Genomic DNA, 26,223 nt, shown 5'->3' with positions numbered 1-26,223 from the left:
TGTTTAAAACAGGATGATGTCATGCTTGCCATTGGCGATACTGCCCCGGATTTCACAGCCCCCACCAATGACGCAGGGTCCATAACCCTGTCTGACCTGCCACCACGATCTGTTGTCCTTTATTTCTATCCCAAGGACGACACACCCGGCTGCACCAAAGAAGCCATCGCATTCACCGCCATGATTGCTGACTTCGAGGCGGCCAATTGTACCGTCTTGGGCGTGTCCAAAGACACTGTTGCCAAACACGATAAATTCCGCGCTAAGCACGCGTTGGACGTGGTTTTGGTCTCGGACGAGGCCACCACGATTTGTGAGGATTACGGAGTTTGGGTCGAAAAGAACATGTACGGCAAAAAGTATATGGGGATCGAACGGGCGACGTATTTGATCGGCCCGGATGGCAAAGTTGCCCAGATTTGGCGCAAAGTGAAAGTCCCCGGTCATGCCGAGGCGGTTCTGGAGGCGGTGCAGGGCCTATGAAATCCCTGACCGAAATGGCCTGCGATGTGCTCAACACCGCAGATGGGCGCGAGAAAACTGCCCTGTCGCGCCGATATGCCAGCCAATGGCAGGCCGCCCGGGCAGAGGGCGCAGTACCTGATATTGGCAAGGGCGCGCCACCGCTGCGTCCGGCCCGCCCGGACCAGCCGCAGTTACTGGACCCGCGCGACGTGCCCAAACGCAAACCCGGCACCCCAGAAGGGCGCACAGCGATCCTCCATGCGGTGGCCCATATTGAATTGAACGCGGTCGATCTACATTGGGATCTATTGGCGCGATTTGGACATCTGGATCTGCCTATTGGCTTTCACGACGACTGGGTCAAAGCCGCAGATGAAGAGAGTAAACACTTTAACCTCATCAGTGACTGCCTTGAAAACACGGGAAGTTTCTATGGGGCGATGCCAGCGCATGCCGGAATGTGGCGTGCCGCCGAAGACACGATAGACGATTTCATGGGGCGTCTTGCAGTGGTGCCTATGGTCTTGGAAGCGCGCGGATTGGACGTCACACCAGGCATGATCAAAATCTTCCAAAACGCTAAGGACACACAGGCCGTAGAGGCCATGAATGTGATCTATGCCGAGGAAGTTCACCACGTGGCCTACGGTTCAAAATGGTTTCATTTCTTATGTGGCCGCGACAATCTGGACCCAACGCCGCTATTTCATAAACTGGTCAAAACTTACTTTCACGGCGGTTTGAAGCCCCCGTTTAACGAAGAAAAACGCGCCGAAGCTGGCATCCCACCAGACTTCTATTGGCCCCTTGCCGACCAACGCTGACCCGTTTCGGCGAGTTCCTGCCCAATATTGCAAGAATACCTCACAGGCGCTTCAAATACTTCAATAATCTTGGCAAACGGGTGTCTACTGGATAAGCACTTGGGGGCAGTCTTTGGGGATGGGCTGCGCGCAGGTTTGATTGGGGATAGGACAGGTATCGTGGCAGGAAATTTGGTCAATCGTATCAACCATAGCCTAGAACGGGTTATGCCCGAAAAACGGCTGTTTTTACGATCTGAAACGGAAACACGTTTTATCCGTCTCAAACCGCTGACCCAGTTGGTGGCGTGGTCTGGTAGTGCATTGCTGGTCAGCTGGACGATTGTGGCCACGGCCATTTTGTTGATGGACAGCATCGGCGCCGGTAATTTTCGTGAACAAGCCAAGCGCGAACAGCAAACCTATCAAGGCCGTTTGAACGCCCTCGCTGTTGAACGCGATTCCCGCGCATCCGAGGCGCTTGCCGCCCAAGAACGCTTTACCGCAGCGCTGGACCAAATTTCAGTGATGCAAACGCAATTACTGGCGTCTGAAGAACGCCGCCGTGAGTTGGAAAAAGGCATGGATGCCTTCCAAGCAACGCTGCGATCCGTTGCAGAAGAACGCGACGCGGCAGAAGCCGAGCTGGCTGAGCTGACAACCCAAGTCGAGGGCGACGCCTCGCAGCGTAAAGTGGCCAAAGCCGACGACATGGAAAGAACGCTGGAATTTGTGACCGGTGCGCTGACCTCTACGGCCCGCGAGCGCGATCAAGTCACCGCCGACGCCAGCCAGGCTTTGGATGCAGCCGATGAAATTGCCAGCCGTCTGCGCGCCTTAGAAGCCAAAAACAACGAGATATTCCAACAACTTGAAGAGGCCATGACAGTCTCGGTCGCACCTTTGGATAAAATGTTCCGCCAAGCCGGTCTGAACACAGACAACCTGCTACGCCAAGTCAAACGCGGCTATTCCGGCCAAGGTGGCCCCCTGACGCCCCTGTCCTTTTCCACACGTGGGTCCGAGCCTGACCCGGATGCAGAACGCGCCAACGGCATTATAAGCAAGCTGGACCGCTTGAACCTTTACCGGATCGCCGCCCAGAAAGCCCCCTTCGCCCTGCCGATCAAAGACAGCTTTCGCTACACCTCGGGCTTTGGCCCGCGCTGGGGCCGGATGCATAATGGCACTGACTTTGCTGGCGCTTACGGCACACCAATCTACAGCACTGCCGATGGCGTTGTTATCCATTCCGGCTGGTCTTCAGGCTATGGACGTTTGGTCAAGATCCAACATGAGTTCGGCATCGAGACACGCTACGCCCACTTGGCCCGCCTTCGCGTTAAAGTTGGACAAAGGGTCTCGCGTGGGCAGCGAATTGGTGATATGGGAAATTCTGGACGGTCCACCGGCACCCATCTGCACTATGAAGTCCGTGTTGGCGGTAAACCTGTGAACCCAATGATCTATATCAAGGCAGCGAAAAATGTTTTCTAAAAGCAAAATCAATGATCCTGCGCCCGCCAATCCAGCGGATGCATCCAAACCTGCAACCCCTGCGACACCCGCAGCGCCAGAGGCCAGCAAAGCGCCCGCCGGTGATTTCCGCCCCAGCGCGCCCAAGGCCAAGGCCCCTGCATCGATGTTGTCGACAGACTTGCACATCAAAGGCAACGTCAAGACATCTGGCGACATTCAGGTTGAGGGTGAGGTTGAAGGCGACATTCGCGCCCACCTGCTGACCATCGGCGAAAGTGCGACCATCAAAGGCGAATGCATCGCTGACGATGTTGTTGTCCACGGCCATGTCATCGGCCGCGTGCGCGGGTTGAAAGTGCGCCTGACATCGACTGCACGGGTCGAAGGGGACATTGTTCACAAAACAATCGCCATTGAATCCGGTGCTCATTTTGAAGGGTCTGTTCAGCGTCAGGACGATCCATTGTCCAAGGGCGGCAGCAAGCCTGTGCCAACGGGATCCAAGTCTGAATGAACCGATCACTATTCGAATACGGAAAAGGCGCCTCTATAGGCGCCTTTTTTGTTGGACACATGTGTGTTGGGTTTTAGTCCTCGGCGTTGGCCTCGGCCCGCGACTTCCCGGCAACCTCCATCGCCAGTGTTGCCGCCATCAGCCCATCCAAATCACCGTCCAAAACACCCTTGGTATCGGACGTCTCAAACGAAGTGCGCAAATCCTTGACCATCTGATATGGCTGCAACACATAGGACCGGATCTGGTTGCCCCAACCTGCATCCCCTGCGTTTTCATGCACCTCGTTGACCAATGCAGATCGTTTGTCCAATTCCATTTGATAAAGCCGCGATTTCAAAGCTTTCATCGCGATATCGCGGTTTTGGTGTTGGGATTTTTCCGAGCTTGTCACAACGATCCCTGTGGGGGCGTGGGTGATCCGCACGGCAGAATCCGTGGTGTTCACGTGCTGCCCCCCTGCCCCTGAGGAGCGGTAGGTATCGATGCGAATGTCGGCCGGGTTCACTTCAATCTCGATGTTGTCGTCGACAACCGGATAAACCTTAACAGCCGTGAAACTGGTGTGTCGCTTGGCAGCACTGTCGAAAGGCGAGATACGCACGAGGCGGTGCACACCGTTTTCCGACTTGAGCCAACCATAGGCGTTATGCCCGCTGATCTTATAGGCTGCAGATTTGATGCCCGCCTCTTCGCCAGCGGTCTCGGCCTGCAGTTCAACTTTGTAGCCCTTCTTTTCGGCCCATCTCACATACATCCGCGCCAGCATGTTGGCCCAATCACAGGATTCGGTCCCGCCGGCGCCCGAGTTAATCTCGAGGAAAGTATCATTGGCGTCAGCCTCACCGTCCAGCAGGGCCTCCAGTTCCTTTTCGGCAGCACGGGTTTGTAAAGCAATGATCGCGGCCTCAGCCTCGGCGATGACTTCGGCATCATCCTCGATCTCGCCCAATTCGATCAGTTCAACATTGTCGGACAAGTCTTGGGCGATGGCCTGCGCCGTTTCCATTTTATCCAGCAAGGTTTGCCGTTCACGCATCAGTTTCTGCGCCGCCTCAGGATCATTCCAAAGATCAGGATCTTCAGTTCGCGCGTTGAATTCCTCCAACCGATGCGGGGCCGTTTCAAAATCCATGCGCTGGCGCAGCAGGTCCAGAGATTTTTCAATCTCATCTACAAGTGTCTGAATTTCCGCACGCATTGCTGTGGTCCCGTCAAGAAAAGACCGCCCCCAAAATCGAGAGCGGTCTACATGATATAAAAGCCCCAAGAGAGCGGTGCAAGTTAGTAGAGGCCCCCAGAGGAGAGCGTTCCAAAGGTTGCTTTGGGCGCCAGTTTGACCTTTTTGCCCGTGGCCGTTGTGACTTCTTTGGCCGCTGACTGGCGCACATCAAACATTGGTAAATCCGCGCCCATAGCAAAGCCGCCATCGAAGGTAATGCCAAAGACTGGCTCTTCACCCTCGCGGAAACACTCGGACACTACATACTCGCCCTCCGCGTCCGCAGGCAGACGCGCCCCGGTAAAGCGATCGATTTTAAGGAACTCGCAGCCTTCTGGTACGATAAACTCACCACCGCCAAATCGCTGCGTTGCCTTTTCCATAAAGCGGTTGAACACTGGTCCGCACATGCCACCGCCCGAGGCGCCTTTGCCCATCGCCCGTGGATTGTCGTATCCGATGTAGCAACCCGCCACGATATTGCTGGTAAAGCCCACAAACCAAACATCTTTGGCGTCATTGGTGGTGCCTGTCTTGCCGGCGACTGGCACGCTGAGGTTCACAGAACTGCGCGCTGTGCCGCGATCGACCACGCCTTCCATCATCGATGTCAGCTGATAGGCCGTGATCGGATCCATCACCCGCTCGCGGTTGGACTTGATCCGAGGCGCCATGCCGGGTTCCAGACTGGCCAGGCGACAATCCTCGCACTCGCGCTGGTCATGGCGAAAGATCGTCCGGCCAAATCGGTCTTGAACACGGTCGACCAAGGTCGGCACGACCCGTTCGCCACCGTTGGCAAACATCGCATAGGCTGCAACCATCTTGAACAACGTGGTTTCCTCGGCCCCCAGAGAGTTCGACAGGAATCGGTTCATATTGTCGTAGACGCCAAAATCTTCGGCATAGTTGGCAATCGTGTCCATCCCAACCTCTTGAGCCAGCCGGATCGTCATCAGGTTGCGCGATTGCTCGATCCCGGTGCGCAGGGGCGTCGGGCCATAAAACTTGTTCGAGCTGTTGCGCGGGGTCCAAAGGCCCTGCGGCGTGTTCACTTCGATGGGCGCATCAACCACAATCGTGGCAGGCGTGTAGCCACTGTCGAGGGCCGCTGCATAAACAAAGGGTTTAAAGCTGGATCCGGGCTGACGACGTGCTTGGGTCGCGCGATTAAAGACCGAATTTTGGTAGCTAAAGCCACCTTGCATGGCGAGCACACGGCCTGTGTTCACATCCATCGCCATAAAGCCACCCTGCACTTCGGGCACTTGCCGCAGGGTCCAGCGGATAAAGCTGCCATCGGAATCTGCGGTCATTTTGCGCACATGGACCACATCGCCCACATCAACCAAATCACCAGCAACCCGGGCCTGCTTGGCCAATTTGCCATCGGGCAACCGCTTGCGCGCCCATTGCACATCTTTGGCAGGCACCCAGTGGCCATCGTCGTCTTCCGGCACGCCCTCAATGCCCAATCGGGCCTCGTTCTGCCCAACCTCAAGCACAACGGCAGGGTGCCATTTATTTTCAACATGGATGTCGCGGGCAATCGCGACCTCGGACAAGGCCTCGCGCCATGTGGCCTCATCGACCAGTTTGTCGGCATCGATGGTCTTGCGCGTCCCACGCCAAATGCCCGTTCCCCGATCATAGGTCTCAAGCGCGCGGCGCAGACTATCAGCCGCCTCAACTTGCAAATCTGGATCAACAGTGGCCCGTACGGACATGCCACCAGTGAAAAATTCATCCTCGCCAAAATCGCGGGACAATTGTCGACGGATTTCATCGGTAAAATAATCGCGCGGTGGCAGGGCTTTTTTAAAGCCTTCATAATCGCCATTCTGAACTGACATCAGCGGGGCCGCTTTGGCAGCATCGTATTGCGGCTGGGTGATATAGCCGTTTTCATACATTTCCCGCAGCACGAAATTGCGCCGCGACACAGCGCGTTCCTTGCGGCGCACGGGATGATACGTTGAGGGTGCCTTGGGCAGAACAGCCAGATAAGCCGCCTCTTCGACGTTCAAATCAGCCAGCGGTTTGTTGAAATAGGTCTGGGCCGCTGCGGCCACACCGTAGGAATTTTGGCCCAGGAAAATCTCATTCAGGTACAGTTCCAAGATCTGTTCCTTGTCCAGTGTGTCTTCAATCCGACTGGCCAGGATCAATTCCTTGATCTTACGTTCGACGGATCTGTCACCTGACAGCAGAAAGTTCTTCATCACCTGTTGGGTGATGGTCGAGGCCCCGCGCAGATCTTCACCGCGCGAGCGCACTGCATCAATAGCCGCCGCGGCAATACCGCGCGTGTCATAGCCTTGGTGGGTGTAGAAATTCTTGTCCTCGGCGGACACAAAAGCAGCCTTCACCAAATCAGGAATTTCATCCGCAGGTGCAAACAGCCGACGTTCTTGGGCAAATTCATCAATGATGCGCCCTTCGCCAGAATAAATCCGGCTGATCGTCGGCGGGGTGTATTGCGCAAGGCTTTCATGGCCGGGCAAGTCGCGGCCATACATCCAAAAGATCGCCCCAATGGTGATCGCCCCAAAGAACGCTGCCAAAGTGACCCAACTAAAGATCGCCCCGAAAAAGGAAAAAATGACCCGTGTCAATTAAACGGCTCCTGCCTGACTGCTTTTGCAAGGGTTATACCCGCCCCGTCGCACAGGGTCAAAACACCAATATGGGGGAATGCGCCGAATTCAGCCCAATTTCAGCGCCGATCACGCAAAGTTATTGTCGCAGCAGGGCTTTGGTTTCGGCGTCTTCCATGGCCCACAATTGAATGCCCTCGGCCACGGCCCGTGCCGCATTGGCCCGCCATGCCGGATCGCGCAAATCAGACAAGTCGCGCCCGTCGGACAAAAACCCAAGTTCCAGCAAAATTGACGGAATATCAGGGGCCCGCAATACGCTAAACCCCGCTTGCCGCAGCGGTCGTGAATTGATCCGCCCCACCCCGTTTTTCAATCCACCAACAACAGCCTCAGCCAGTGCTTGACTGCGTGGCCCGGTCTCAAGACGCGCCAATTCCATCAAGGTTTGCGCAATCGCATCATCGGTACCGGCCAAGTCAACGCCAACCAACAAATCCGCCCGATCCAATTGCGCCGCCAATTCTGCCGAGGCACGATCACTGGCCTCTTCGGACAGGGTGTAAACCGTGGCACCGCGCGCGTTGCCTTCGGCAATTGTATCTGCATGCAGCGACACAAATACATCTGCCTCGGCCCTGTGGGCGATCGCAATTCGATCCCTGAGCGAGACAAAAACATCCTCGGTCCGTGTCAGGGTCACCTCAATATCTAACGCCCGTAAAACATCCCGCAATTCCCGCGCAAAGCTAAGCATCAGGTCAGCCTCTTTCAGACCGTCTGCCGCTGCACCGGGATCAATGCCCCCATGACCGGGATCCAAAACAACGCGCAATTCTGGCCAAGCAGGCATTTCCACGGCGTCAGGCAGGGGTGGCGACGCAATCGCCGTGGCCTCAAAGGCGGCCAGCGAGGTCGGCGCAAGCGCGATCCGGACAAGGGCCGTGCCAGTGCCGGGATCAATTTGCATGTCCGCCAATTCCACGGCCATAGGTTGGGTCAAATCCAGCACCAAACGCGACCACCCCGGACGCATCCGGCCAAAGCGCACGGCGGCGATGCGATCAGAGTTCAGCAAGGCATCAGGTGTCACCCCGTCCCAATGCGCCTCCTGAAATTCCACGATAAACCGCTGGGGATCTTTGACTGTAAAGGTACGAAAGGGCACGCCTTGGCTGAGGTACAGCCGCAATTCAACGCCTCCATCCGCCGCGTCCACGACCATGGATTGCGCAGGATCAACCCGCGCCAAACCTTGCAACTGTTGCGCCGTCCCTGCCACGGATATCATCCAAAGCCCCAAGACGGCGACCATCAAACCCCGGATCATGCGCACTGCTCTTTTTTGTTGCGACCACTATAGGACCTGCGCCTGTACATGGCCAATCTTAACGCAGCCGGGGGGCCATAAACCGGGTCAAACGCGCCAAACCTTCGCGAATATCTTCGGTGCTGCGCGCATAAGAGAACCGAATAGTCTGATGGCCACGCCGGGTGTCAAAATCCAAACCGGGGGTCACGGCAACACCGGCCTCTTGCAAGATCTGGGCGCAAAATTCCAGCGAGTTATCGGTATACTGCGAGACATCCGCATAGATATAGAACGCCCCATCGGGTGGGGCGATTTTGTCAAAGCCTGCCTTGGGCAAGCCATCCAACATAAGCTGACGGTTCGCTTTGTAGACCGCCATGTTCGATTGCAACTCATCCTCACATTCCATCGCCGCAAGGGCCGTGACCTGTGCCGCATGGGGCGCGCAAATGAACATGTTCTGGGCCAATCGTTCAACAATGCGCACATGATCGGGCGGTACAACCATCCAGCCCACACGCCATCCGGTCATGCTGAAATACTTGGAAAACGAATTGATCACATAGCACTGGTCGCTGACTTGCAGGGCCGTGACCGCTTTGGCCTCATATTCCACGCCGTGGTAAATTTCGTCACTGATAAAGGCCGTGTTTGTCGCAGCACAGGCCTCCATCAGGCCAGTCATAGTGGGCAGATCCAGCATCGTGCCCGATGGATTCGCAGGGCTTGCCACCATCAAGCCGTCCAAATCCAAGCCGTCCAATTGTGCCGCACTGGGTTGCAGGCGATTTTCCGCTGTTGCCTCAATCTCGACCGGTATCAAATTCAGGGCCTTTAGGATCTGGCGATAGCTGGGATAGCCCGGTGCGCCGATACCTACACGAGCGCCCGCATCAAAAAGTGCCGTAAACGCCAGAATAAACGCCCCCGAGGATCCCGGCGTGATGACCACACGGGCCGGATCCAGATCAACACCGTACCAGTCCTTATATAGTTGGGCGATCCGGCTGCGCAGCGCAGGCAGGCCCAAGGCCACCGTATAACCCAATTGCGCCTCTTGCATCTGAGCGGCCAAAGCATCCGTCGCCCCGCGCGGCGCAGGCGTACCCGGTTGGCCCACTTCCATATGGATAATGTGACGCCCGGCACTTTCAGCTTTTGCCGCAGCCTCCATCACATCCATCACAATGAAGGGATCGACCACGCCACGGGTTGAGTTTCGCATTCATAACTCCATACTCTACGTCCAACGTCGTCAAAGCAGCCACAACAGGTAAGGTCAATGCAACGCAGAATTTCCACCGCATGTTTGCTGCTGTTTACGTTCTTTGCCAGCAGTGCACAGGCGATTGGTTTGCTGCGCGATGCCGAAGTGGAACGTGGCCTACGCGAGATCGCCGCCCCTATTTTGCGTGCCGCAGGCCTCAGCACGTCGCAGATCAATATTCTTGTGGTCGATGATCGCAGGTTGAACGCTTTTGTGGTGAACTCACGCGCGATTTTCATCAATTCCGGCCTGATTATGAAACTCAAACGGCGCGAACAATTGCAAGCCGTCATCGGGCACGAAGCCGCCCATATCGCCAATGGCCACCTGACCCGACGCCCCGTAAATGCCCGAAACGCGCGCACGGCCTCGGCTGTGGGTTTGGCGCTGTCGATTGCCGCGGGGGCTGCGACGGGCAATGCGGCCATCGCGGCGGGTGGCGCAATTGGCAGCCGGTCGTCGGCGCAACGGGTCTTTTTCGGCCACACTCGGTCCGAAGAAAACAGTGCTGATCAATCCAGCGTCCGCTTTATGATCAGTGCAGGCGCAGATCCAATGGCCGCTGCCGAAGTTCAGGAATTTTTTGCCGGTAAAATCGCGCTGAACCTTGGTCGCCAAGACCCCTACATGCAATCGCATCCCCTGACACGGGATCGTATTCGTCGCATGCGTTCTTTGGCCGAGGCCAACCGTGGCCGCGAAACCCCCAATCCTAAGCTGGATCAGTGGTTTGAGATCGTGAAAGGCAAGCTCACTGCGTTTGAATTGTCACCGCGCGAAACTCTGCGCCAGACCCGTGGTAAAACGGATCAGGTCTCTCTGATGCGGCAGGCCGTGGCATACCATCGCCAACCCAACGTCAAAAAGGCCAGCCAATTTGTGGATCAGCTGGTGCGCAAAGCACCGAATAACCCTTATGTTCACGAGCTACGGGGCCAGATCCTACTGGAAAACAGAAACTTTGGGGGGGCTGCCAACGCCTACGGCAAGGCCGTGCAACTGGCGCCGAATAACCCTTTGATTTTAGGAGGGTATGGTCGCGCCCTGCTGGCCACCAATACCAGTGCCAATACCAAGCGCGCCCTCACCGCCTTGCAAAAATCCCGCGCGCGCGATGGCTTGGACAGCAAAGTGATGCGCGATCTTGGCGTGGCTTATGCACGCTTGGGCCAGAACGGAATGGCCAGCCTTGTCACCGCCGAGCGCTATGCAACCTTCGGCCAACTGTGTAATGCTGGCGTGCATGCGCGGCGGGCGTCAGATTTGCTACAGCGCGGATCGGCCCCTTGGCAACGGGCGATGGATGTGGTCCAAACTCACAAACGAAGCTGCAAACAAAGGAAATGATGATGACTTTTGTAAAACCTCTGGCCTTGGGCCTGATGATGGCAACCCCTGCTGCGGCTTTTGATATGGGGGCCATGACCCCCGCAGAACGCCAAGATTTCCGCGCGGAGATCCGCGAATACCTCATGGAAAACCCGGAGGTTTTGATGGAGGCGATTGGCGTGCTGGAACAACGTCAGGCCCAACAACAAGCCGTTGCTGATGACGCGATGGTTCTGTCGCAGGCGGATGCGCTGTATTCCGACATCAACAGTTGGGAAGGCGGCAACCCCGAAGGCGACATCACGCTAGTGGAATTTGTTGACTACCGCTGTGGCTATTGCCGCAAAGCCCATTCCGAAGTGGAGGAGTTGGTCAGCACTGATGGCAACATCCGTCTGATCGTCAAAGAATTCCCGATCCTTGGAGAGGCCTCAGTCGTGGCATCCCGTTTTGCGATTGCGACCAAACTGACCCTCGGCGACGACGCCTACAAGGCAGCCCATGACGCATTGATCAGCATGCGCGCAGACGTTAACGAAGCTTCGGTGCGTAAATTGGCACGCAGTTTGGGCTTGGATGCCGATGTTATCGTCGCCAAAATGAACAGCCCAGAGGTTAGTGCCGTGATCACTGCCAACCGCCAGTTGGGCCAGCAATTGCAGATCAACGGGACACCAACATTCGTCATGCAAAACGAAATGGTGCGGGGCTATGTGCCTTTGGATGGTATGCGTGACATGATCGCCGAGATCCGTCAGCAGGGCTAAGCCCCTGCTTTATTCAGCGGCCTGATCTGCAGCAGCCTTTTCCGCCTCAATCGCGGCAGCGCGGGTTTCGACCTGTTCCACGATGTGATCGATCATTTCATCGTTACTGAGTTTATGGCTCTGCTTACCGGCCAGATAGACCATACCAGACCCTGCACCGCCGCCGGTAAAGCCCACGTCCGTCATCAGAGCCTCGCCAGGTCCGTTAACAACACAGCCAATGATCGACAAGGACATGGGCGTTTTGACATGCTCAAGCCGCTTTTCAAGTTCGGCCACGGTTTCGATCACGTTAAAGCCTTGGCGCGCGCAACTAGGGCAGCTGATGATATTGATCCCACGGTGACGCAGACCTAGGGATTTGAGGATCTCAAAACCCACTTTGACCTCTTCCACCGGATCCGCACTGAGCGAGACCCGGATCGTGTCACCAATGCCCATCCATAGCAAGTTGCCCAGCCCAATGGCCGATTTGATCGTGCCACTGACCAGCCCACCTGCTTCGGTAATTCCAAGGTGAATGGGGGCATCTGTGGCCTCAGCGATACCCTGATAGGCTGCTGCAGCCAGAAAAACGTCTGAGGCTTTTACGCTGATTTTGAACTCGTGAAAGTCGTTGTCTTGCAGAATCTTGATATGGTCCAAACCGCTTTCGACCATCGCTTCCGGGCACGGTTCGGCATATTTGTCCAACAAATGCTTTTCCAGCGAACCTGCGTTCACGCCAATGCGGATCGAACAGCCGTGGTCTTTGGCGGCTTTGATCACTTCCTTAACGCGGGCCTCATCGCCGATGTTGCCGGGGTTGATACGTAGGCACGCGGCCCCAGCTTCTGCGGCCTCAATCGCGCGTTTGTAGTGAAAATGAATGTCAGCCACGATGGGCACAGGGCTTTCGCGGCAAATCTCTTTGAGCGCTTGGGTGCTGGATTGATCAGGCGTCGAGATGCGCACAATATCCGCACCCACATCAGCGGCGGCTTGCACCTGTGCCAAGGTCGCGGCCACATCGCTGCTGTCGGTGTTGGTCATGGTCTGCACAGCAATAGGCGCATCCCCCCCAACAGGCACCGACCCCACCATTATCTGGCGCGATTTGCGGCGGTAAATATTGCGCCAAGGACGTACGTGGTTCAACGACATGTGAGACACCTATCTGTCAATCTATGTTTACACTTCCCGAATATCAGGCTTGGGTCAAGATTACACCACTCCACTGCGGGAGAAAACGCAGAAAAAGCGCAGCACGCCATAGGTTTTTCGGCAATTTTGGTGTGTTTTTTACTGGGTGTTGGAGCCCGGCAAAACGGCAGGCGCGTTGAGGTTTTTCAAGACCTCAAACAGAGCCTCGTCTTTGGCAGGATCCGCTGGCTGATAGGCCGCACTCAGATCGGTTGAGGCCAAGGCCACGTTTTTGACCGTTGAGGTGCCAGGCCCTGCGGGGCCAACGATCTGACCATTGACCTTGAAGTACAACGATCCCGAGTTACCAGCCCGCAGAACCGGTGTTTCTTCAGTCACGGGGATCACGTACTCTTCACCCGTTTCCAGAATTTTCTCAAACAAGACAGACCGGTCCGCAGCGCGCACACGCACCCATGTGGGGCGAACTGCGAACAAAACGACCTCGGGAATGGGGCCTTCGTTGACCTGTGGTTGCGGAACAATCGTGCCTTCCAAGGCCTCAGAGAGGGCCGAGGCTACGATGCTGTCAGGGGTTGTTGCAAATGTCCCAACGGAGCTAGGATCGATGGTCGAAATCGGCGCGTCGCGTGCCACCAAAACAGGGACATCCAAAGCCTCGGGGCGGTACAGACGATCAAGCGCCTCGGAAGATGGCACAACCGCACTAGAGGTCACTTGAGGGCCAGCGATATCCGAGCTTGGCGCCTGAGGTGCCAAGGGGTCAATATCGGCCACAATATTAGGTGTTTGATCAACCGGGGCAAACTGTACGCGCTGCACTTCTTGCAGCACAGTCCAACCGCCATAGCCCAAGCCCGCGATTAGAGCGATCAACACAGTCATCGAGCCCAGCGCGCCCGCCTCAATCTTGGAAAAGATGCTTTCGCCAGAGGCGACAAAAGGCGTGTTTGGATTTTCAAACAAGTCCCGTGTGCCAGCTGCCGCCGCCACTGGGCCGCGCTGTGGTTTCGGAGAAGAGGCTGCAGCAGACATGCCGTGGGCTGTCGTGAAGCCGCTTTCGGCACAAAACGCTCCAAAGGCCCATTCGGGATCCAAATGCAAATACCGCGCATACGACCGCACATAACCGGCAATAAATCCAGGGCTGGAGAAAGCAGTGGGATCGGCGTTTTCAATAGCTGAGATGTAGGTTGCTTTGATCTTGAGCTCGCGTTGAACATCCAGCAGGGACTTGCCCAGCGTGGCGCGCTCGCCGCGCATCACATCCCCTAGCGACACTGTATATTGGTCAAAGCCTTTGACTTTGCCTGCACTGTCGTCCGAAGGGGCAGATGTTTTTTTACGCCCGATCATTATTGATGCCTCACATCTTCAAACGAATTGTCGATTCGCGCTGTCCCCACATGCGTGGCCAGTGGATAGCATAATGTAAAAATTATTGCACTAGGACAGGGGAATTATCCCGTCAGATCAGCACGATTCAGCGCACAATGGGACCAAAGCTGGTCCATCGCCGCGACCAACGCATCCATTTCCTTGGCGCCATGCACGGGGGATGGGGTAAATCGCAACCTCTCGGTGCCGCGCGGCACTGTGGGGAAGTTGATCGGCTGGACGTAAATCCCAAAATCCTCAAGCAACCGGTCCGACAAAAGTTTGCATTTGACCGGATCGCCCACATGAACGGGCACAATATGGCTGCCATGATCGATGATCGGCAGGCCCAGCGCCTTGAGGCGGATCTTGAGACTGGCGGCAGCAGCTTGGTGGGCCTCGCGCAGATCATTTGCCGTTTTCAGGAACGCAACAGAAGCCGCAGCGCCTGCTGCCACGGCAGGTGGCAGCGATGTGGTAAAGATAAACCCCGGCGCATAAGAGCGGATCGCATCAGCCATTTTGGCGGAGGTCGCGATATAGCCGCCCATCACACCGTAAGCTTTGGCCAGCGTGCCGTTGATAATGTCGATGCGGTCCAACAGGCCGTCGCGTTCGGCAACCCCTGCCCCACGCGGGCCATACATGCCAACAGCATGCACTTCGTCGATATAGGTCAACGCACCAAATTCATCAGCCAGATCACAAATCGCCTCGATCGGGGCGAAGTCCCCGTCCATAGAATAGATCGACTCGAACGCAATCAGTTTCGGACAGTTGGCCGGCAGAGCCACCAACTGCTCCCGTAAATCATCCAAATTATTGTGCTGGAAAATCCGTTTGTCCCCGCCATTGCGCCGAATGCCTTCGATCATGCTGGCGTGGTTCAGACTGTCGGACAAAATCACCATGCCCGGAAACAGTTTTGGCAGCGTGCTAAGGGTCGCATCATTGGCGATATAGGCACTGGTAAAAATCAGCGCCGCTTCCTTTTGGTGCAAATCCGCCAGTTCCGCCTCAAGACGCTTGTGATAAACCGTGGTTCCACTGATATTGCGCGTCCCACCCGAGCCTGCGCCGGTTGCATCCACAGCCTCGTGCATAGCGTCCAGAACTGCTGTGTTCTGTCCCATGCCAAGGTAGTCATTGCCACACCAAACACTGATTGGGCTTTGGCTGCCGTCATCTTTGGTCCAAACCGCATGAGGGAATTGCCCCTTTTTACGTTCGATATCGATGAACGTCCGATAGCGGCCTTCATCATGCAAGCGTTGCAGAGCGGCATCCAGATAATCGTCATAAAGCATGGTTCAAGCCTCAAGGGTTTCTTACCGTATCAAATAGGGTGGCGCGTCTGCGATCTCCATGCAACGCATTGCCGCATGGGCCCCAAACACAGGGCTAAAAATAGCGCCGGTTTTAGCTAAACTCAAAGTCTGCGCTGGTCAGGTCAGCCACATCAATCCGCCGGACCAAAACCGAACTGCTGCCAAAATCGACCAGCACATCCGCCCCTTGTTGGGTCAGGGTTGTCGAGGCAAACGTGACGCCCGAGCCACTGAATTTGATGCTGTCCAAACCATCCTCAAAATCGCGGATGATATTGCCATCGCTTGAATTGGCTGCAAACACAAATCGGTCGCTGCCATTGCCACCTTTAAGCCGATCTGCCCCTGCATCGCCGCGCAGAACATCATTGCCGTTGCCACCATTGAGGATGTCATCCCCCTGCCCGCCTTTGAGGATGTCCCAACCTTTGTTACCGGACAAGACATCTGCGTTCATACCGCCCAACAGCAGGTCATAGCCTTGGCCGCCAATCAGATCATCCTTGCCATGCTGACCTAGTAGCGTATCTGCCCCCAGCCCCGCAGTCAGTTGGTTGTCGGCCTGATTGCCCGTCATCACATCATTACCAGCGCCAGCGATGGCGTTTTCGATCAATGATCTTGGATCATCTGCAAACATATAGGCGTTATAGACGCTGTAATTGGCCAAGATTTCCTGATTTTGCGCATCCAACCCCAGAGCCGCCCGTTGATACGTCGCCAAAGTCGTCCCCAGGCCCGGCGTCAAATCAATCACAAGGTCCGTTGCATCGCTGTAGGCCCCAAGGTCATAGGTATCGACGCCGCCGCCATCCCAAACGGTCATGAACACTTCATCCCCGACCGCATCAATCGCCAAAGCCCCGTCTATCAACGTATCACCAGAATTGGGATCCCAGCTGTAGACCGTGTTACCGCTGTTGGATCCGTAATCTACACCATAAAGGTGCTGCAGCGCCTGAATGTCCAAGGCCATATAGGTCTGGGCATAAGAACTTGAATAGTTTTCATAAGCGGCAGGTGGGCGCGCGCTGTCACTGTGCGACCGATAGCTCATGACAGTGAATTGCATCTCGTCAAATTCTATCGGCTGCAGACCTTTGCCGCCATTGCCTTCATGTCCGTGGCTTAGACCCAACGCATGGCCAATTTCGTGCAGATGGGTAAACCAGCCATAATCGCCCGCCTGCGGCGCATCAAAATCCACGTTGTTAAACGCAACATCGCCCCCGTAGGCATCGGAAAATGGGAAAAACGCAAAGGCAGTGGGGACAAAGCTTTGATCTAGTCGCATAAACCGCAAATGTTCAACCTGACTGGCCGAAGCCTGCGCCACATAATCAAAGTCCTGTGCTGTGAAGGCCTCTATTGCAAACCCAGAGGCCGCAGCTGGGCCTTGATCCACCGACAGGGCAAAGTGGATCGCAGCCTCCTGAGCGCTGGTTACAGACTGGAACGTCGCAATCGTATCATCGTAACTCGCGTCGTAATCCACCAGAAAGCTCTCGTCAGGTGGAAACGAATACGTCACCACGGGATCCCCCCAATGGCGTGCACTTAGGATACCGTCGATTTTGGCATCGCCAGTGGCCGGCGAAAAAACCGTGGAATTCCCCAATCCTGCCATTGCTTAGATGCCTTTTACCGTTTGGTCGCCATCGGGTCGCTGCGCCTAGTCCAAAATCACCGCTGTGCAATCACTGGCGTCAGCGCGTTCATTACAGGCCTCAACAGCAGCCTCTTGGGCGCCCTCGCCTTTGGCGACAGCGAATTTGCCAGTGGAAGCTGAAATAGCAAACGCCTTGGGACCTTTGCCGCGCCGGTATTCCTTGCGGTAGGCCACAGTGGCATCGACGCTCAGCTGCACTGGTTGCTCTGACCACCCCTTGGGACGGATCTGGGCCACAATCACACAATCGGCGACCCCTTCCTTGGCGTCATTACAAGCCGCCAATGCCGCGATCTCTGCTTGAGGGACCGCATGATAGTTGGCCGCAGCCACAGTTGCGTTAGAGATCACCCCGTCATCAGGAGACACGGCAATCGCACCGTAGTAGCTTTGCTGCAGGGCCACTTGACCAAGGATGTCGCGATCTTGGTCCGTAAAAAAGTCCTGCTCGATCAGCTCAACCTCAGCTCCTTTGGGTTTGAACAGGGCAGATTTGGCCACCTTGCCATCAACAGGCTCAGCATGGCCCACGGTCCCCAGACCAATTGCGCAACAGCCCAAAACCAGATTTCGCACAGTCATTACATTCATGGTTAACGTCCCGAGACCAAAAAACTGCCGCCACGATACCCTGCCCCATTGGACAGCTCAAGTCAGCCTGTTAGGCTCTTTTGGAAAAACAACGTTTCGAAAGGCGACCCTAAACATGGATCTTGATCCGGTACTTGCACGTATTGACGCAGACCTTCCCAACGCACTTGAGCGTTTGATGACCTTTCTGCGGATCCCTTCGATCTCTACGGATCCCGCCTATGCCAGCGATTGCGATACGGCGGCTGATTGGCTGGTGGACGACTTAAAATCCATGGGGGTCGCAGCAACCAAACGCACCACACCAAAACATCCCATGGTCGTGGGCCACGCAGAGGGTAGTGGCACCCATGTAACGTTTTACGGGCACTACGACGTGCAGCCCGTGGATCCGTTGGATCTATGGAACTCCGACCCCTTCGACCCTGCTATTGAAGAGACGCCAAACGGCAAAGTGATCCGCGGCCGCGGTGCGGCTGATGACAAAGGCCAGTTGATGACCTTTGTCGAGGCCTGCCGCGCCTATCATGCCGTACATGGCAAGCTGCCCGCGAAAATCAGCTTTTTCTTCGAGGGAGAAGAAGAAAGCGGATCCCCCTCCTTGGTGCCCTTTATGAAGGACAACAAGGACGAATTGACCTCCGATCTGGCGCTGATCTGTGATACCGGCATGTTCGATCCGAAAACCCCCTCAATTGCCACACAATTGCGCGGCCTGCTGGGCGAAGAGATCACCATAACTGGCCCCTCCATTGATTTGCATTCGGGCATGTATGGCGGTGCTGCTATGAATCCGGCCCGCGTTTTGGTCAAAATCCTTGCCAGCCTGCACGACGGCAAGGGGCGCATAACTGTCCCAGATTTCTACAAAGGCGTGCCACAAATGGATCCCGCGCTGAAAGCACAATGGGACGGGCTAGGCTTTGATGACGCAGGCTTCTTGGGCAAAGTGGGTCTGTCAAAACTGGCGGGCGAAAATGGTAAAACTGCTCTCGAAATGCTCTGGGCACGCCCCACATGCGAGATCAACGGGATGATCAGCGGCTATACCGGGGATGGCTTCAAAACCGTACTGCCTTCCAAAGCCAGCGCAAAAGTCAGCTTTCGCCTTGTGGGGCAACAAGATCCCCACGAGATCCGCAAGAACTTCCGGACTATGGTGCAAGAGATGCTGCCAGAGGATTGTTCAGTTGAGTTTCAGGATCACGGCGCCTCGGGAGGTGTGCAAATGGAAACGACGCACCCCGCGTTTGAGGCGGCACGCACAGCCCTATCGGACGAATGGCCCAATGCCGCCGCTTTTGTCGGTTGCGGCGGGTCCATCCCAATTGCCGGCCATTTCAAGGAGTATTTGAACACAGACGCCATGCTGATTGGTTTTGGCCGGGACGACGACGCAATTCATTCGCCCAACGAAAAATACGATCTGGAAAGCTTCCACAAAGGCATCAGAAGTTGGGCGCGTATCTTGCATGCGATCGCCTAATTTGAACTGTGGGATTTTGAGTATTTCTGGAAAAAAGAAACAAGGGGCTGTTCTGCAACGAGCAGCCCTTTGCGAAGGGGCGCCAAATAAAAAATGTAATGCGCCGCAAGGCGCCCATTTGGATCAGGTCTGATTTGAAAAGTGGCGCGGTTGACGGGACTCGAACCCGCGACCCCCGGCGTGACAGGCCGGTACTCTAACCAACTGAGCTACAACCGCGCATCAGGATCTTTTGCCCCAAGATCCAAGGGTAAGCAGTGGCGCGGTTGACGGGACTCGAACCCGCGACCCCCGGCGTGACAGGCCGGTACTCTAACCAACTGAGCTACAACCGCCCTCTGCGTTTTGTTCGTCTAAGGCCAAGCCAGTGGCGCGTCAAGCGTCAGTTTATGCAAAACTTACGCGAATGTCGCGACGGACCAAAATATCCGCGATCTGCGCTATAGGTTTCGCCGAAAATGTGAGGAAAATGGTGGGTGATGAGAGGCTCGAACTCCCGACATCTTCCGTGTAAAGGAAGCGCTCTACCAACTGAGCTAATCACCCGACCCGCGCCGTTTAACGCAGTCCCAAGGCAGACTGCAAGAGGCAAAGTGCATCTTGAGTAAAATTTAGTGGCGCACCTGCCGCTACGCGTCAATTGCTCCTAGACTACAGGTGGCTCAACAATCGCTTTTTTGGCTTGGCGGATCCGGCAGTTCAGCACTTTGCCATTGGCCAGTTCTTTTTCATTGTTGATTTTCAACTTACCAAAGGGCTGCAAATTCAACTCTTCGCCACTTGCAATTGCTTCGCCCAAAACCGCCAGCATGGCCTCCACCACGGGTTTGGCGTCGCGTTTCTTGGCACCACAGCGTTCCATAACCCGATCAATAAGTTCAGACTTTTTCAACATGGGACCAGCGACGACCGGCACAGCAGCACTGATCACAGCGGGTGCAGGCGCAGGCTCTGCAACTGGTGGGGTCGGCGCTGCAGGTGTCGCCGCTTTCGCTGTTGTCTTACTGGTCGATGTCGTTTTTTTGGCAGTCGCCATTGGAGGAACCCCTCATTGGATTGTTTCTGTTTGGGCAACTATAGTTCAAAAATTTAGGAATTTCCATAGGTTAGCTTGAACCGGTAAACATCCGCCACCTTTAGCACGGTCGTTGAACAAAAAAGAGGCGCCCCAAGGACGCCCCTTTTATATCATTTAAATGCAGCGGGCTAATGTGCTGTTGCACCCGCTGCATTTGCGTCCAGGGCCTGTTGGGCCAGTGCGGCTTCTTCTGCCGCCTCGTCCCATTCAATCGCATCTGGTGTGCCGACCAACGCATGCTCCAGAACTTCTGACACATGCGAAACGGGGATGATCGTCAGACCCTCTTTCACGTTGTCAGGGATCTCGGGCAGATCTTTTTCGTTTTCCTGTGGAATAAGGACGGTTTTGATCCCACCACGCAGCGCAGCCAGCAATTTTTCCTTCAAACCGCCAATAGGCAAGGCATTGCCGCGCAGGGTAACTTCCCCTGTCATGGCGATGTCTTTCTTCACGGCAATACCTGTCAGCACAGACACAATCGACGTGACCATGGCCAAACCAGCCGACGGACCATCCTTGGGCGTGGCCCCTTCTGGCACGTGCACGTGGATGTCGATCTTGTCGAACTGCGTCGGTTTCACACCAATCTTCGGACTGACCGAGCGGACATAGGACGAGGCAGCATCGATGCTTTCCTTCATCACATCGCCCAGCTTACCCGTCGTTTTCATCCGGCCTTTGCCCGGCAGGCGCAGCGCTTCAATCGACAGCAATTCCCCACCAACCGAGGTATAGGCAAGCCCTGTAACCACACCAATCTGATCTTCCTTCTCGGCCAGACCGTGCTTGAATTTCGGCACGCCGAGAAACTCCGAAAGATTATCTGCGGTCACTTCCACGCTGTCGGCTTCTTTCTTGACGATCTTGGTCAAGGATTTCCGCGCCACCTTGGCAATCTCGCGCTCAAGGTTCCGCACGCCAGCTTCGCGTGTGTAGGTCTGGATGATTCCTGTCAAAGCCCCATCGGTGAGCGAGAATTCCTTCTCTTTCAGCCCGTGGTTTTTAACCTGTTTGGCCACAAGATGCTGTTTCGCAATCTCGCGTTTTTCATCCTCGGTGTAGCCCGACAGTGGGATGATCTCCATCCGATCCAGCAATGGGCCGGGCATGTTATAGGAGTTCGCCGTGGTCAGGAACATCACATTCGAGAGGTCATATTCGACCTCGAGATAGTGGTCCACAAAGGTAGAGTTCTGTTCCGGATCAAGCACTTCCAACATTGCAGAGGCTGGATCGCCACGGAAATCCTGCCCCATCTTGTCGATCTCATCGAGCAAGATAAGCGGGTTCGTGGTTTTCGCTTTTTTCAACGCCTGAATGATCTTGCCCGGCATCGAGCCAATGTAAGTCCGGCGGTGGCCACGGATCTCGCTCTCGTCGCGCACACCCCCAAGGGAGATGCGGATAAACTCACGACCCGTCGCTTTTGCCACAGATTTCCCAAGGGAGGTTTTCCCAACACCGGGAGGCCCTACAAGGCACATGATCGGGCCTTTGATCTTTTTGGAGCGTTGCTGCACAGCAAGGTTCTCGACAATACGCTCTTTGACCTTTTCCAGACCATAGTGGTCCGCATCCAGTACCTCTTGCGCCTTGTTAAGGTCCTTTTTCACGCGGCTGACTTTGCCCCATGGAATAGACAGCATCCAGTCAAGATAGTTGCGCACCACAGTGGCCTCAGCGGACATGGGCGACATGTTCTTGAGCTTCTTGATCTCAGCATCAGCCTTTTCGCGAGCCTCTTTGCTCAGCTTGGTCTCGGAGACTTTGGTTTCCAGTTCGACCACTTCATTCTGGCCGTCTTCACCATCACCAAGTTCCTTTTGAATGGCCTTCATTTGCTCATTCAAATAATATTCGCGCTGGGTCCGCTCCATCTGGGATTTCACGCGTGTCTTGATCTTGCGCTCGACCTTCATCACGGACATTTCGCCTTGCATCAGGCCATAGACCTTTTCAAGGCGTTCGGCGACGGACAGGGTTTCCAACAGTTCCTGTTTTTGAGCCACATCAACACCCAAATGACCAGACACCAGATCCGCCAGTTTGGCAGGCTCATTACTGTCGGACACTGCGGTCAGTGCTTCTTCGGGAATGTTCTTTTTGATCTTGGCATAGCGTTCGAATTCCGCCGACACCGTGCGCATCAGCGCCTCCATCGTGTCGTCATCGCCGGGCATTTCGGTCAGATACTCGGCCGAGGCTTCAAAAAACTCAGGGTTGTCGTGGTATTGCGTGATCCGAACACGGGCTTTTCCCTCAACCAGTACTTTGACTGTGCCGTCGGGCAATTTCAGCAATTGCAACACATTGGCCAAAACACCTGCCTTGTAGATGCCTTCGGCAGCCGGATCATCCTCAGAAGGGTCGATCTGCGACGACAACAAAATCTGTTTATCGTCATTCATCACGTCCTCAAGGGCGCGCACAGATTTGTCGCGACCAACAAACAAGGGGACGATCATATGGGGAAACACCACGATATCGCGCAAAGGCAATACGGGGTAGGATGGGCTCAGAGGCTCGTTCATGCTCTTTTCCTTACTGGTCGATTTCGACCTTTATGATGGCAAAGCCTTATGTGTCCCGCTGGGCAGCAACACGGATGGCTTCCTCTCTGGGTTCAAAATGGGCCACAGGGGGCAGGGTTTCAAGCAGACATTGTCAAAAATTGGAGGGGCTTTGGCCCAATGTCGGCAATGCGGGCTCCGCCACGGCTTAATCATAACACGTACAGACCATAGTTTTCGCCGCTTTTGTTTCAGCCAACACTCTGGAAATTAACTTAAATTTGCGGCGCTTCTTGGCGGCTCAGCTGTCAACTGTTATTGTCCAAGCAAGTGTTGTTTAGATTCGAGTATCAGTTGTGGGCTTAGAATTACTTTTTTATCTTTTGATTGCAGGCTTTGGCGCAGGTGCCGCTGCGGGGATATTTGAGGTGTCCGAAGACGAGGACGAGGATGACACGGCCTCCACTGGTTCAGACACCCCGACCGAGGCCTCACCCCCCGATATTTTGGCCACGTCACAGGCACAGGCCGACACCCAAGCCGACACAGATCACCCCGAACCCGCAGACGATCCCGTCAGCATGTAATCCTGCCGTCTTATGGCTGATCTGACCCTCATCATTCCGTTTTATAATGAAGAGGCCTATCTGCACATGGCCGTGCAATCGATCAAGGCGCAGGGTTTGGACAACACTCAAATTCTGGTGGTCAACGACAACCCTGAAACCTATTCCCAAGATTGGTTTGATGGCTATTCCCTGCCCCGTGACGTCACCGTCCTGCACCATGCCCATAACAGGGGCCTGTCGGCGGCGCGCAACACTGGCCTTGCTGCAGCCATTGGCGAGTTCGTCGGATTTCTCGACGCAGACGATTACTACACCACGGATGGTCTGGCCCAACAGTTGCACATGGCCCAAGAAACCCACGCCGATATCACGCACGCCCCCTGCTATTTGTCGAATTTCGGCACACCAGCAGTTCAGATGTTGCTGCGAGACAGGCTGTTTTTCACCACGGCCAAATCCAGCAAGGGCCTGCTGAGCAGCGAAGAGGCGCAATTTATCACTTCATCTTGGTCCAGCCTCTACCGACGCGACTTTCTGTTGGCCAATGATCTCGCCTTTGATGAGGAACAGCAAAAATTTGAGGACCGACTGTTCGTTTTGCAAACCATCACGGCTGCAAAGTCTATCAGCTATTTGGGCACCCCAGCCCGGGTTTGGCGCAGACGCGCAGGGAGTATTTCTGTCACGAAAACAGACCCTTACATCCATCAATTGCAAGTCCAGTTGCTGGAAAAATGTCTTGGTCATATCCGACGTGAGGTGGCCAGTGGTGCCCTGCCCCCACGGTTTGAAAAACGCGAATTGTTCAATTCGGTTGGTCGGTTGATTTGGGACATGGATATTTTGCCTGCCTTGGCCCACAACCCCGATGCCCACTACTCAGACCTAGGGCAGCGGATCCAAACACTTTTGGGCGACGACAGTTTTGGGCACGAAATATTCGATGACCCGATGCTGACCCATATCAGCCGCATCGGAATGAAAACCAAAAAGGGGTTTATCTCTCGCGAGATGTTTTTTGCAGTGCACAAGTATTTGCGCGAAGGCGCATTTACGCAGGCCTTTGAGGTGCTGACGGCCGCTGCCCCGAAACCGGCAAAGCCAATGGTCCCAATGACACCTTTGCGAAAAACTTTGGTGCTACATCTTGGGATGCACAAAACTGGCACGACCTTTATTCAACACAATCTGCATCATCATCGCGACGCCCTGTTGCGGCGCGGGGTTTTGGTGCCGCGTACAGGGTTTGACGACCAGATCGGGCGCGGCAGTCGCGTCGGCAGCTTTCCCGGGCACCAAGGATTGCTGCATGCGCTGCGCCGGGGCGAGATGGAGGTGTGGCAGGAACTGCATCGTGAGATTGCACAAAGTCCTGCCAGCAAGGTGCTGATTTCATGTGAAAACATGCTGTACCCTATGCATGAAAACCGCGATGCAGCGCTGGCCAAGCTGACCTCTGCACTTGGCTTTTTCGAAGCGGCTGAAGCCGTCGCTGTTATCCGCCGTCCAGATGTTCAAATCGAAGCCTTCTGGCGCGAATTGGTCTCGAACGGCAACCCGATGGGCGCGCGCAGTCTTGGTGAATTCATCAATGATGCTGCACCGCGCCTAACGGATCTGGAGGGCCTTTTTGCACCCTTTGAGGCCGCGTTTGGCACGCCGGTGCGGCTTTTGGATTATGCAGATGCCACGGCCCAAGACAAACTATGGCCCGCGTTTTTGAAACTTGTTGGCACAGATTTATCGATGCCTGCCATAGCTGCGCCGCGTTATCCAACACCTGATCGGCGCACCACCCAGCTGGCGCAGCTGGCCACGGCAATGGGCGGCCCAATGGCCCAGCGGCAAGCGGTACTGGCGACACTCTATCAATCAATGCCCAAAGGCACTGGCGATGAAAGTGGCCTTTCCCCTGCTGCAAGACAGAAAATTTTGCGCAGTTTTGAGGCACATGACCCAAGTTTTTCAGCGTCTCGCGGCTATGCCCCGGATGTGGCGCAGTGGATCGATGCCTTGGATCAAGGCGGTGAATGGACCCCCTCTGATAGCTTCACTACGGCTGATATTGAGGCAGTGATCAACGCGCGCCTGTTTGCCGAAACCCCACAAGACTACGCCTCCAACACTGTTCAATCCCCGGTCGTTGAAACCCGCAAAATCTATGTGCCACGACGACGCCGGATCCGTTTGCGACCTTGGGTGCGTCGTCTTTTGCGGCTGCGCTGAGGATTTTGCCTTAAACCGGTAAGACAGTGGTTTCCTTGAGTTCCTCCATTACAAAACTTGCACTGACATCCTGCAAATCCACCTGCGCAATCAGACGTTGATAAAGATGATCATAGGCTTTGACGTCACGCACGCGGGCCTGCAGCAAATAATCCTGTTCGCCGGACGTGCGATACGCGCCCTGAATTTCAGGCAAGGCCCGCACGGTTTTTAGAAAGGCTGCCGCCCATTTTGCGTCATGTTGTGCTGTTTTGATCGAGATAAACACGCTTAGCCCCAAACCCAGCGCCTCGGCATCCAGAACGGCCACACGGGCGCGGATGATGCCTGAGTCTTCCAGGCGTTTTACTCGACGCCAAACTGCGTTGCGCGACAGACCTATCTTTTGGCCCAAGTGATCCACAGTTTGTTGCGCGTCTTGTTGCAGGTTGCGCAGGATTTTGGCATCCAGCGCATCGTAAGTTACATCCATTTGGGTATCCTTGTGA

Annotated in this window: 21 protein-coding genes and 3 tRNA genes; 9 read left to right on the top strand and 15 right to left on the bottom strand. The window is 55.4% G+C overall.

From position 1 onward, the window contains the following. Positions 1-21 precede the first annotated feature (21 nt). From bcp to ACIRQ6_RS05795, 4 genes are all read left to right on the top strand, one after another. Positions 22-483, top strand: a complete 462-nt coding sequence (gene bcp / locus ACIRQ6_RS05810; protein ID WP_420863192.1) for a thioredoxin-dependent thiol peroxidase — start codon at positions 22-24, stop codon at positions 481-483. After that, complete coding sequence (locus ACIRQ6_RS05805; RefSeq protein ID WP_420863191.1) at positions 480-1,289, top strand: ferritin-like domain-containing protein; 810 nt, start codon at positions 480-482, stop codon at positions 1,287-1,289. Before bcp ends, ACIRQ6_RS05805 begins: the two co-directional genes overlap by 4 nt. Before the next feature lie 207 nt (positions 1,290-1,496). Further along, positions 1,497-2,765, top strand: coding sequence for a DUF5930 domain-containing protein (locus ACIRQ6_RS05800; protein ID WP_420863862.1), 1,269 nt, complete (start codon positions 1,497-1,499; stop codon positions 2,763-2,765). Next, positions 2,755-3,261 carry a bactofilin family protein gene (locus ACIRQ6_RS05795; RefSeq protein ID WP_420863190.1) on the top strand — a complete coding sequence of 169 codons (507 nt, stop codon included), beginning with the start codon at positions 2,755-2,757 and terminating at the stop codon, positions 3,259-3,261. The genes ACIRQ6_RS05800 and ACIRQ6_RS05795 overlap by 11 nt, the downstream gene beginning before the upstream one ends. 73 nt (positions 3,262-3,334) lie before the next feature. Here the strand turns inward: ACIRQ6_RS05795 and prfB are convergent, their stop codons facing one another. The 4 genes from prfB to ACIRQ6_RS05775 form a co-directional block, all read right to left on the bottom strand. After that, entirely contained in the window at positions 3,335-4,462 is a 1,128-nt protein-coding gene (prfB, locus tag ACIRQ6_RS05790) for a peptide chain release factor 2 (RefSeq protein WP_420863189.1), read from the bottom strand. Positions 4,463-4,545: 83 nt separating this feature from the next. Continuing rightward, positions 4,546-7,098: a penicillin-binding protein 1A gene (locus tag ACIRQ6_RS05785; RefSeq protein ID WP_420863188.1), complete on the bottom strand. Its 2,553-nt coding sequence runs from the start codon at positions 7,096-7,098 to the stop codon at positions 4,546-4,548. A gap of 121 nt (positions 7,099-7,219) precedes the next feature. Then, positions 7,220-8,410 carry an N-acetylmuramoyl-L-alanine amidase gene (locus tag ACIRQ6_RS05780; protein WP_420863187.1) on the bottom strand — a complete coding sequence of 397 codons (1,191 nt, stop codon included), beginning with the start codon at positions 8,408-8,410 and terminating at the stop codon, positions 7,220-7,222. A gap of 58 nt (positions 8,411-8,468) precedes the next feature. Next, complete coding sequence (locus ACIRQ6_RS05775) at positions 8,469-9,617, bottom strand: pyridoxal phosphate-dependent aminotransferase (RefSeq protein WP_420863186.1); 1,149 nt, start codon at positions 9,615-9,617, stop codon at positions 8,469-8,471. Positions 9,618-9,674: 57 nt separating this feature from the next. Here ACIRQ6_RS05775 and ACIRQ6_RS05770 point away from each other — a divergent pair, with 57 nt between their 5' ends. Continuing rightward, positions 9,675-11,006 (top strand): M48 family metalloprotease, encoded by a 1,332-nt coding sequence (locus tag ACIRQ6_RS05770; RefSeq protein ID WP_420863185.1) that lies wholly within the window; start codon positions 9,675-9,677, stop codon positions 11,004-11,006. Next, positions 11,006-11,755: a DsbA family protein gene (locus ACIRQ6_RS05765; RefSeq protein WP_420863861.1), complete on the top strand. Its 750-nt coding sequence runs from the start codon at positions 11,006-11,008 to the stop codon at positions 11,753-11,755. The genes ACIRQ6_RS05770 and ACIRQ6_RS05765 overlap by 1 nt, the downstream gene beginning before the upstream one ends. 9 nt (positions 11,756-11,764) lie before the next feature. Here the strand turns inward: ACIRQ6_RS05765 and ispG are convergent, their stop codons facing one another. The 5 genes from ispG to ACIRQ6_RS05740 all read right to left on the bottom strand — a co-directional run bounded on the left by ispG (position 11,765) and on the right by ACIRQ6_RS05740 (position 17,863). Then, complete coding sequence (ispG, locus tag ACIRQ6_RS05760) at positions 11,765-12,898, bottom strand: flavodoxin-dependent (E)-4-hydroxy-3-methylbut-2-enyl-diphosphate synthase (protein ID WP_420863184.1); 1,134 nt, start codon at positions 12,896-12,898, stop codon at positions 11,765-11,767. A 138-nt stretch (positions 12,899-13,036) separates the two neighbouring features. Next, positions 13,037-14,254, bottom strand: coding sequence for a helix-turn-helix domain-containing protein (locus tag ACIRQ6_RS05755; RefSeq protein WP_420863183.1), 1,218 nt, complete (start codon positions 14,252-14,254; stop codon positions 13,037-13,039). Positions 14,255-14,358: 104 nt separating this feature from the next. Then, entirely contained in the window at positions 14,359-15,582 is a 1,224-nt protein-coding gene (gene hemA, locus ACIRQ6_RS05750; protein WP_420863182.1) for a 5-aminolevulinate synthase, read from the bottom strand. 112 nt (positions 15,583-15,694) lie between these two features. Then, entirely contained in the window at positions 15,695-17,230 is a 1,536-nt protein-coding gene (locus ACIRQ6_RS05745; RefSeq protein WP_420863181.1) for a M10 family metallopeptidase C-terminal domain-containing protein, read from the bottom strand. Between the two features lie 45 nt (positions 17,231-17,275). Further along, on the bottom strand, positions 17,276-17,863 hold the full coding sequence (locus ACIRQ6_RS05740) for a 5-aminolevulic acid synthase (protein WP_420863180.1): 588 nt from the start codon (positions 17,861-17,863) through the stop codon (positions 17,276-17,278). Between the two features lie 115 nt (positions 17,864-17,978). Here ACIRQ6_RS05740 and ACIRQ6_RS05735 point away from each other — a divergent pair, with 115 nt between their 5' ends. After that, complete coding sequence (locus tag ACIRQ6_RS05735) at positions 17,979-19,349, top strand: M20/M25/M40 family metallo-hydrolase (RefSeq protein ID WP_420863179.1); 1,371 nt, start codon at positions 17,979-17,981, stop codon at positions 19,347-19,349. A 142-nt stretch (positions 19,350-19,491) separates the two neighbouring features. On the opposite strand, the gene ACIRQ6_RS05730 is transcribed toward ACIRQ6_RS05735, so the two are convergent. The 5 genes from ACIRQ6_RS05730 to lon all read right to left on the bottom strand — a co-directional run bounded on the left by ACIRQ6_RS05730 (position 19,492) and on the right by lon (position 22,961). After that, positions 19,492-19,568 (bottom strand) — tRNA-Asp (locus ACIRQ6_RS05730). Positions 19,569-19,607: 39 nt separating this feature from the next. After that, positions 19,608-19,684 (bottom strand) — tRNA-Asp (locus tag ACIRQ6_RS05725). 135 nt (positions 19,685-19,819) lie between these two features. Beyond that, a tRNA-Val gene (locus tag ACIRQ6_RS05720) sits at positions 19,820-19,895 on the bottom strand. A gap of 100 nt (positions 19,896-19,995) precedes the next feature. Further along, complete coding sequence (locus ACIRQ6_RS05715) at positions 19,996-20,385, bottom strand: HU family DNA-binding protein (protein ID WP_420863178.1); 390 nt, start codon at positions 20,383-20,385, stop codon at positions 19,996-19,998. Between the two features lie 170 nt (positions 20,386-20,555). Continuing rightward, positions 20,556-22,961, bottom strand: coding sequence for an endopeptidase La (gene lon / locus ACIRQ6_RS05710; protein ID WP_420863177.1), 2,406 nt, complete (start codon positions 22,959-22,961; stop codon positions 20,556-20,558). Positions 22,962-23,296: 335 nt separating this feature from the next. Here lon and ACIRQ6_RS05705 point away from each other — a divergent pair, with 335 nt between their 5' ends. Both ACIRQ6_RS05705 and ACIRQ6_RS05700 read left to right on the top strand, forming a co-directional pair. Further along, positions 23,297-23,527 (top strand): hypothetical protein, encoded by a 231-nt coding sequence (locus ACIRQ6_RS05705; RefSeq protein WP_420863176.1) that lies wholly within the window; start codon positions 23,297-23,299, stop codon positions 23,525-23,527. Between the two features lie 12 nt (positions 23,528-23,539). Continuing rightward, positions 23,540-25,735: a glycosyltransferase family 2 protein gene (locus ACIRQ6_RS05700; RefSeq protein ID WP_420863175.1), complete on the top strand. Its 2,196-nt coding sequence runs from the start codon at positions 23,540-23,542 to the stop codon at positions 25,733-25,735. A 10-nt stretch (positions 25,736-25,745) separates the two neighbouring features. Here ACIRQ6_RS05700 and ACIRQ6_RS05695 read toward each other — a convergent pair whose 3' ends face one another. After that, a complete protein-coding gene (locus ACIRQ6_RS05695) occupies positions 25,746-26,207 on the bottom strand; it encodes an Lrp/AsnC family transcriptional regulator (protein WP_420863174.1) in 462 nt (153 codons plus the stop codon). Between the last annotated feature and the right edge of the window lie 16 nt (positions 26,208-26,223).

This window comes from Algirhabdus cladophorae, from assembly GCF_044772865.1.
Taxonomy (GTDB): Bacteria; Pseudomonadota; Alphaproteobacteria; order Rhodobacterales; family Rhodobacteraceae; genus Algirhabdus; species Algirhabdus cladophorae.
This window is presented reverse-complemented; position numbering and strand designations above follow the sequence as displayed.

What these genes read in the sequence shown, in the direction of transcription:
- bcp (WP_420863192.1), top strand. Translation starts at nt 22, where the DNA reads ATGCTTGCCATTGGCGATACTGCCCCGGATTTCACAGCCCCCACCAAT.
- ACIRQ6_RS05805 (WP_420863191.1), top strand. Translation starts at nt 480, where the DNA reads ATGAAATCCCTGACCGAAATGGCCTGCGATGTGCTCAACACCGCAGAT.
- ACIRQ6_RS05800 (WP_420863862.1), top strand. Translation starts at nt 1,497, where the DNA reads ATGCCCGAAAAACGGCTGTTTTTACGATCTGAAACGGAAACACGTTTT.
- ACIRQ6_RS05795 (WP_420863190.1), top strand. Translation starts at nt 2,755, where the DNA reads ATGTTTTCTAAAAGCAAAATCAATGATCCTGCGCCCGCCAATCCAGCG.
- prfB (WP_420863189.1), bottom strand. Translation starts at nt 4,462, where the DNA reads ATGCGTGCGGAAATTCAGACACTTGTAGATGAGATTGAAAAATCTCTG.
- ACIRQ6_RS05780 (WP_420863187.1), bottom strand. Translation starts at nt 8,410, where the DNA reads ATGATCCGGGGTTTGATGGTCGCCGTCTTGGGGCTTTGGATGATATCC.
- ACIRQ6_RS05775 (WP_420863186.1), bottom strand. Translation starts at nt 9,617, where the DNA reads ATGCGAAACTCAACCCGTGGCGTGGTCGATCCCTTCATTGTGATGGAT.
- ACIRQ6_RS05770 (WP_420863185.1), top strand. Translation starts at nt 9,675, where the DNA reads ATGCAACGCAGAATTTCCACCGCATGTTTGCTGCTGTTTACGTTCTTT.
- ACIRQ6_RS05765 (WP_420863861.1), top strand. Translation starts at nt 11,006, where the DNA reads ATGATGACTTTTGTAAAACCTCTGGCCTTGGGCCTGATGATGGCAACC.
- ispG (WP_420863184.1), bottom strand. Translation starts at nt 12,898, where the DNA reads ATGTCGTTGAACCACGTACGTCCTTGGCGCAATATTTACCGCCGCAAA.
- ACIRQ6_RS05755 (WP_420863183.1), bottom strand. Translation starts at nt 14,254, where the DNA reads ATGATCGGGCGTAAAAAAACATCTGCCCCTTCGGACGACAGTGCAGGC.
- hemA (WP_420863182.1), bottom strand. Translation starts at nt 15,582, where the DNA reads ATGCTTTATGACGATTATCTGGATGCCGCTCTGCAACGCTTGCATGAT.
- ACIRQ6_RS05745 (WP_420863181.1), bottom strand. Translation starts at nt 17,230, where the DNA reads ATGGCAGGATTGGGGAATTCCACGGTTTTTTCGCCGGCCACTGGCGAT.
- ACIRQ6_RS05740 (WP_420863180.1), bottom strand. Translation starts at nt 17,863, where the DNA reads ATGAATGTAATGACTGTGCGAAATCTGGTTTTGGGCTGTTGCGCAATT.
- ACIRQ6_RS05735 (WP_420863179.1), top strand. Translation starts at nt 17,979, where the DNA reads ATGGATCTTGATCCGGTACTTGCACGTATTGACGCAGACCTTCCCAAC.
- ACIRQ6_RS05715 (WP_420863178.1), bottom strand. Translation starts at nt 20,385, where the DNA reads ATGGCGACTGCCAAAAAAACGACATCGACCAGTAAGACAACAGCGAAA.
- lon (WP_420863177.1), bottom strand. Translation starts at nt 22,961, where the DNA reads ATGAACGAGCCTCTGAGCCCATCCTACCCCGTATTGCCTTTGCGCGAT.
- ACIRQ6_RS05700 (WP_420863175.1), top strand. Translation starts at nt 23,540, where the DNA reads ATGGCTGATCTGACCCTCATCATTCCGTTTTATAATGAAGAGGCCTAT.
- ACIRQ6_RS05695 (WP_420863174.1), bottom strand. Translation starts at nt 26,207, where the DNA reads ATGGATGTAACTTACGATGCGCTGGATGCCAAAATCCTGCGCAACCTG.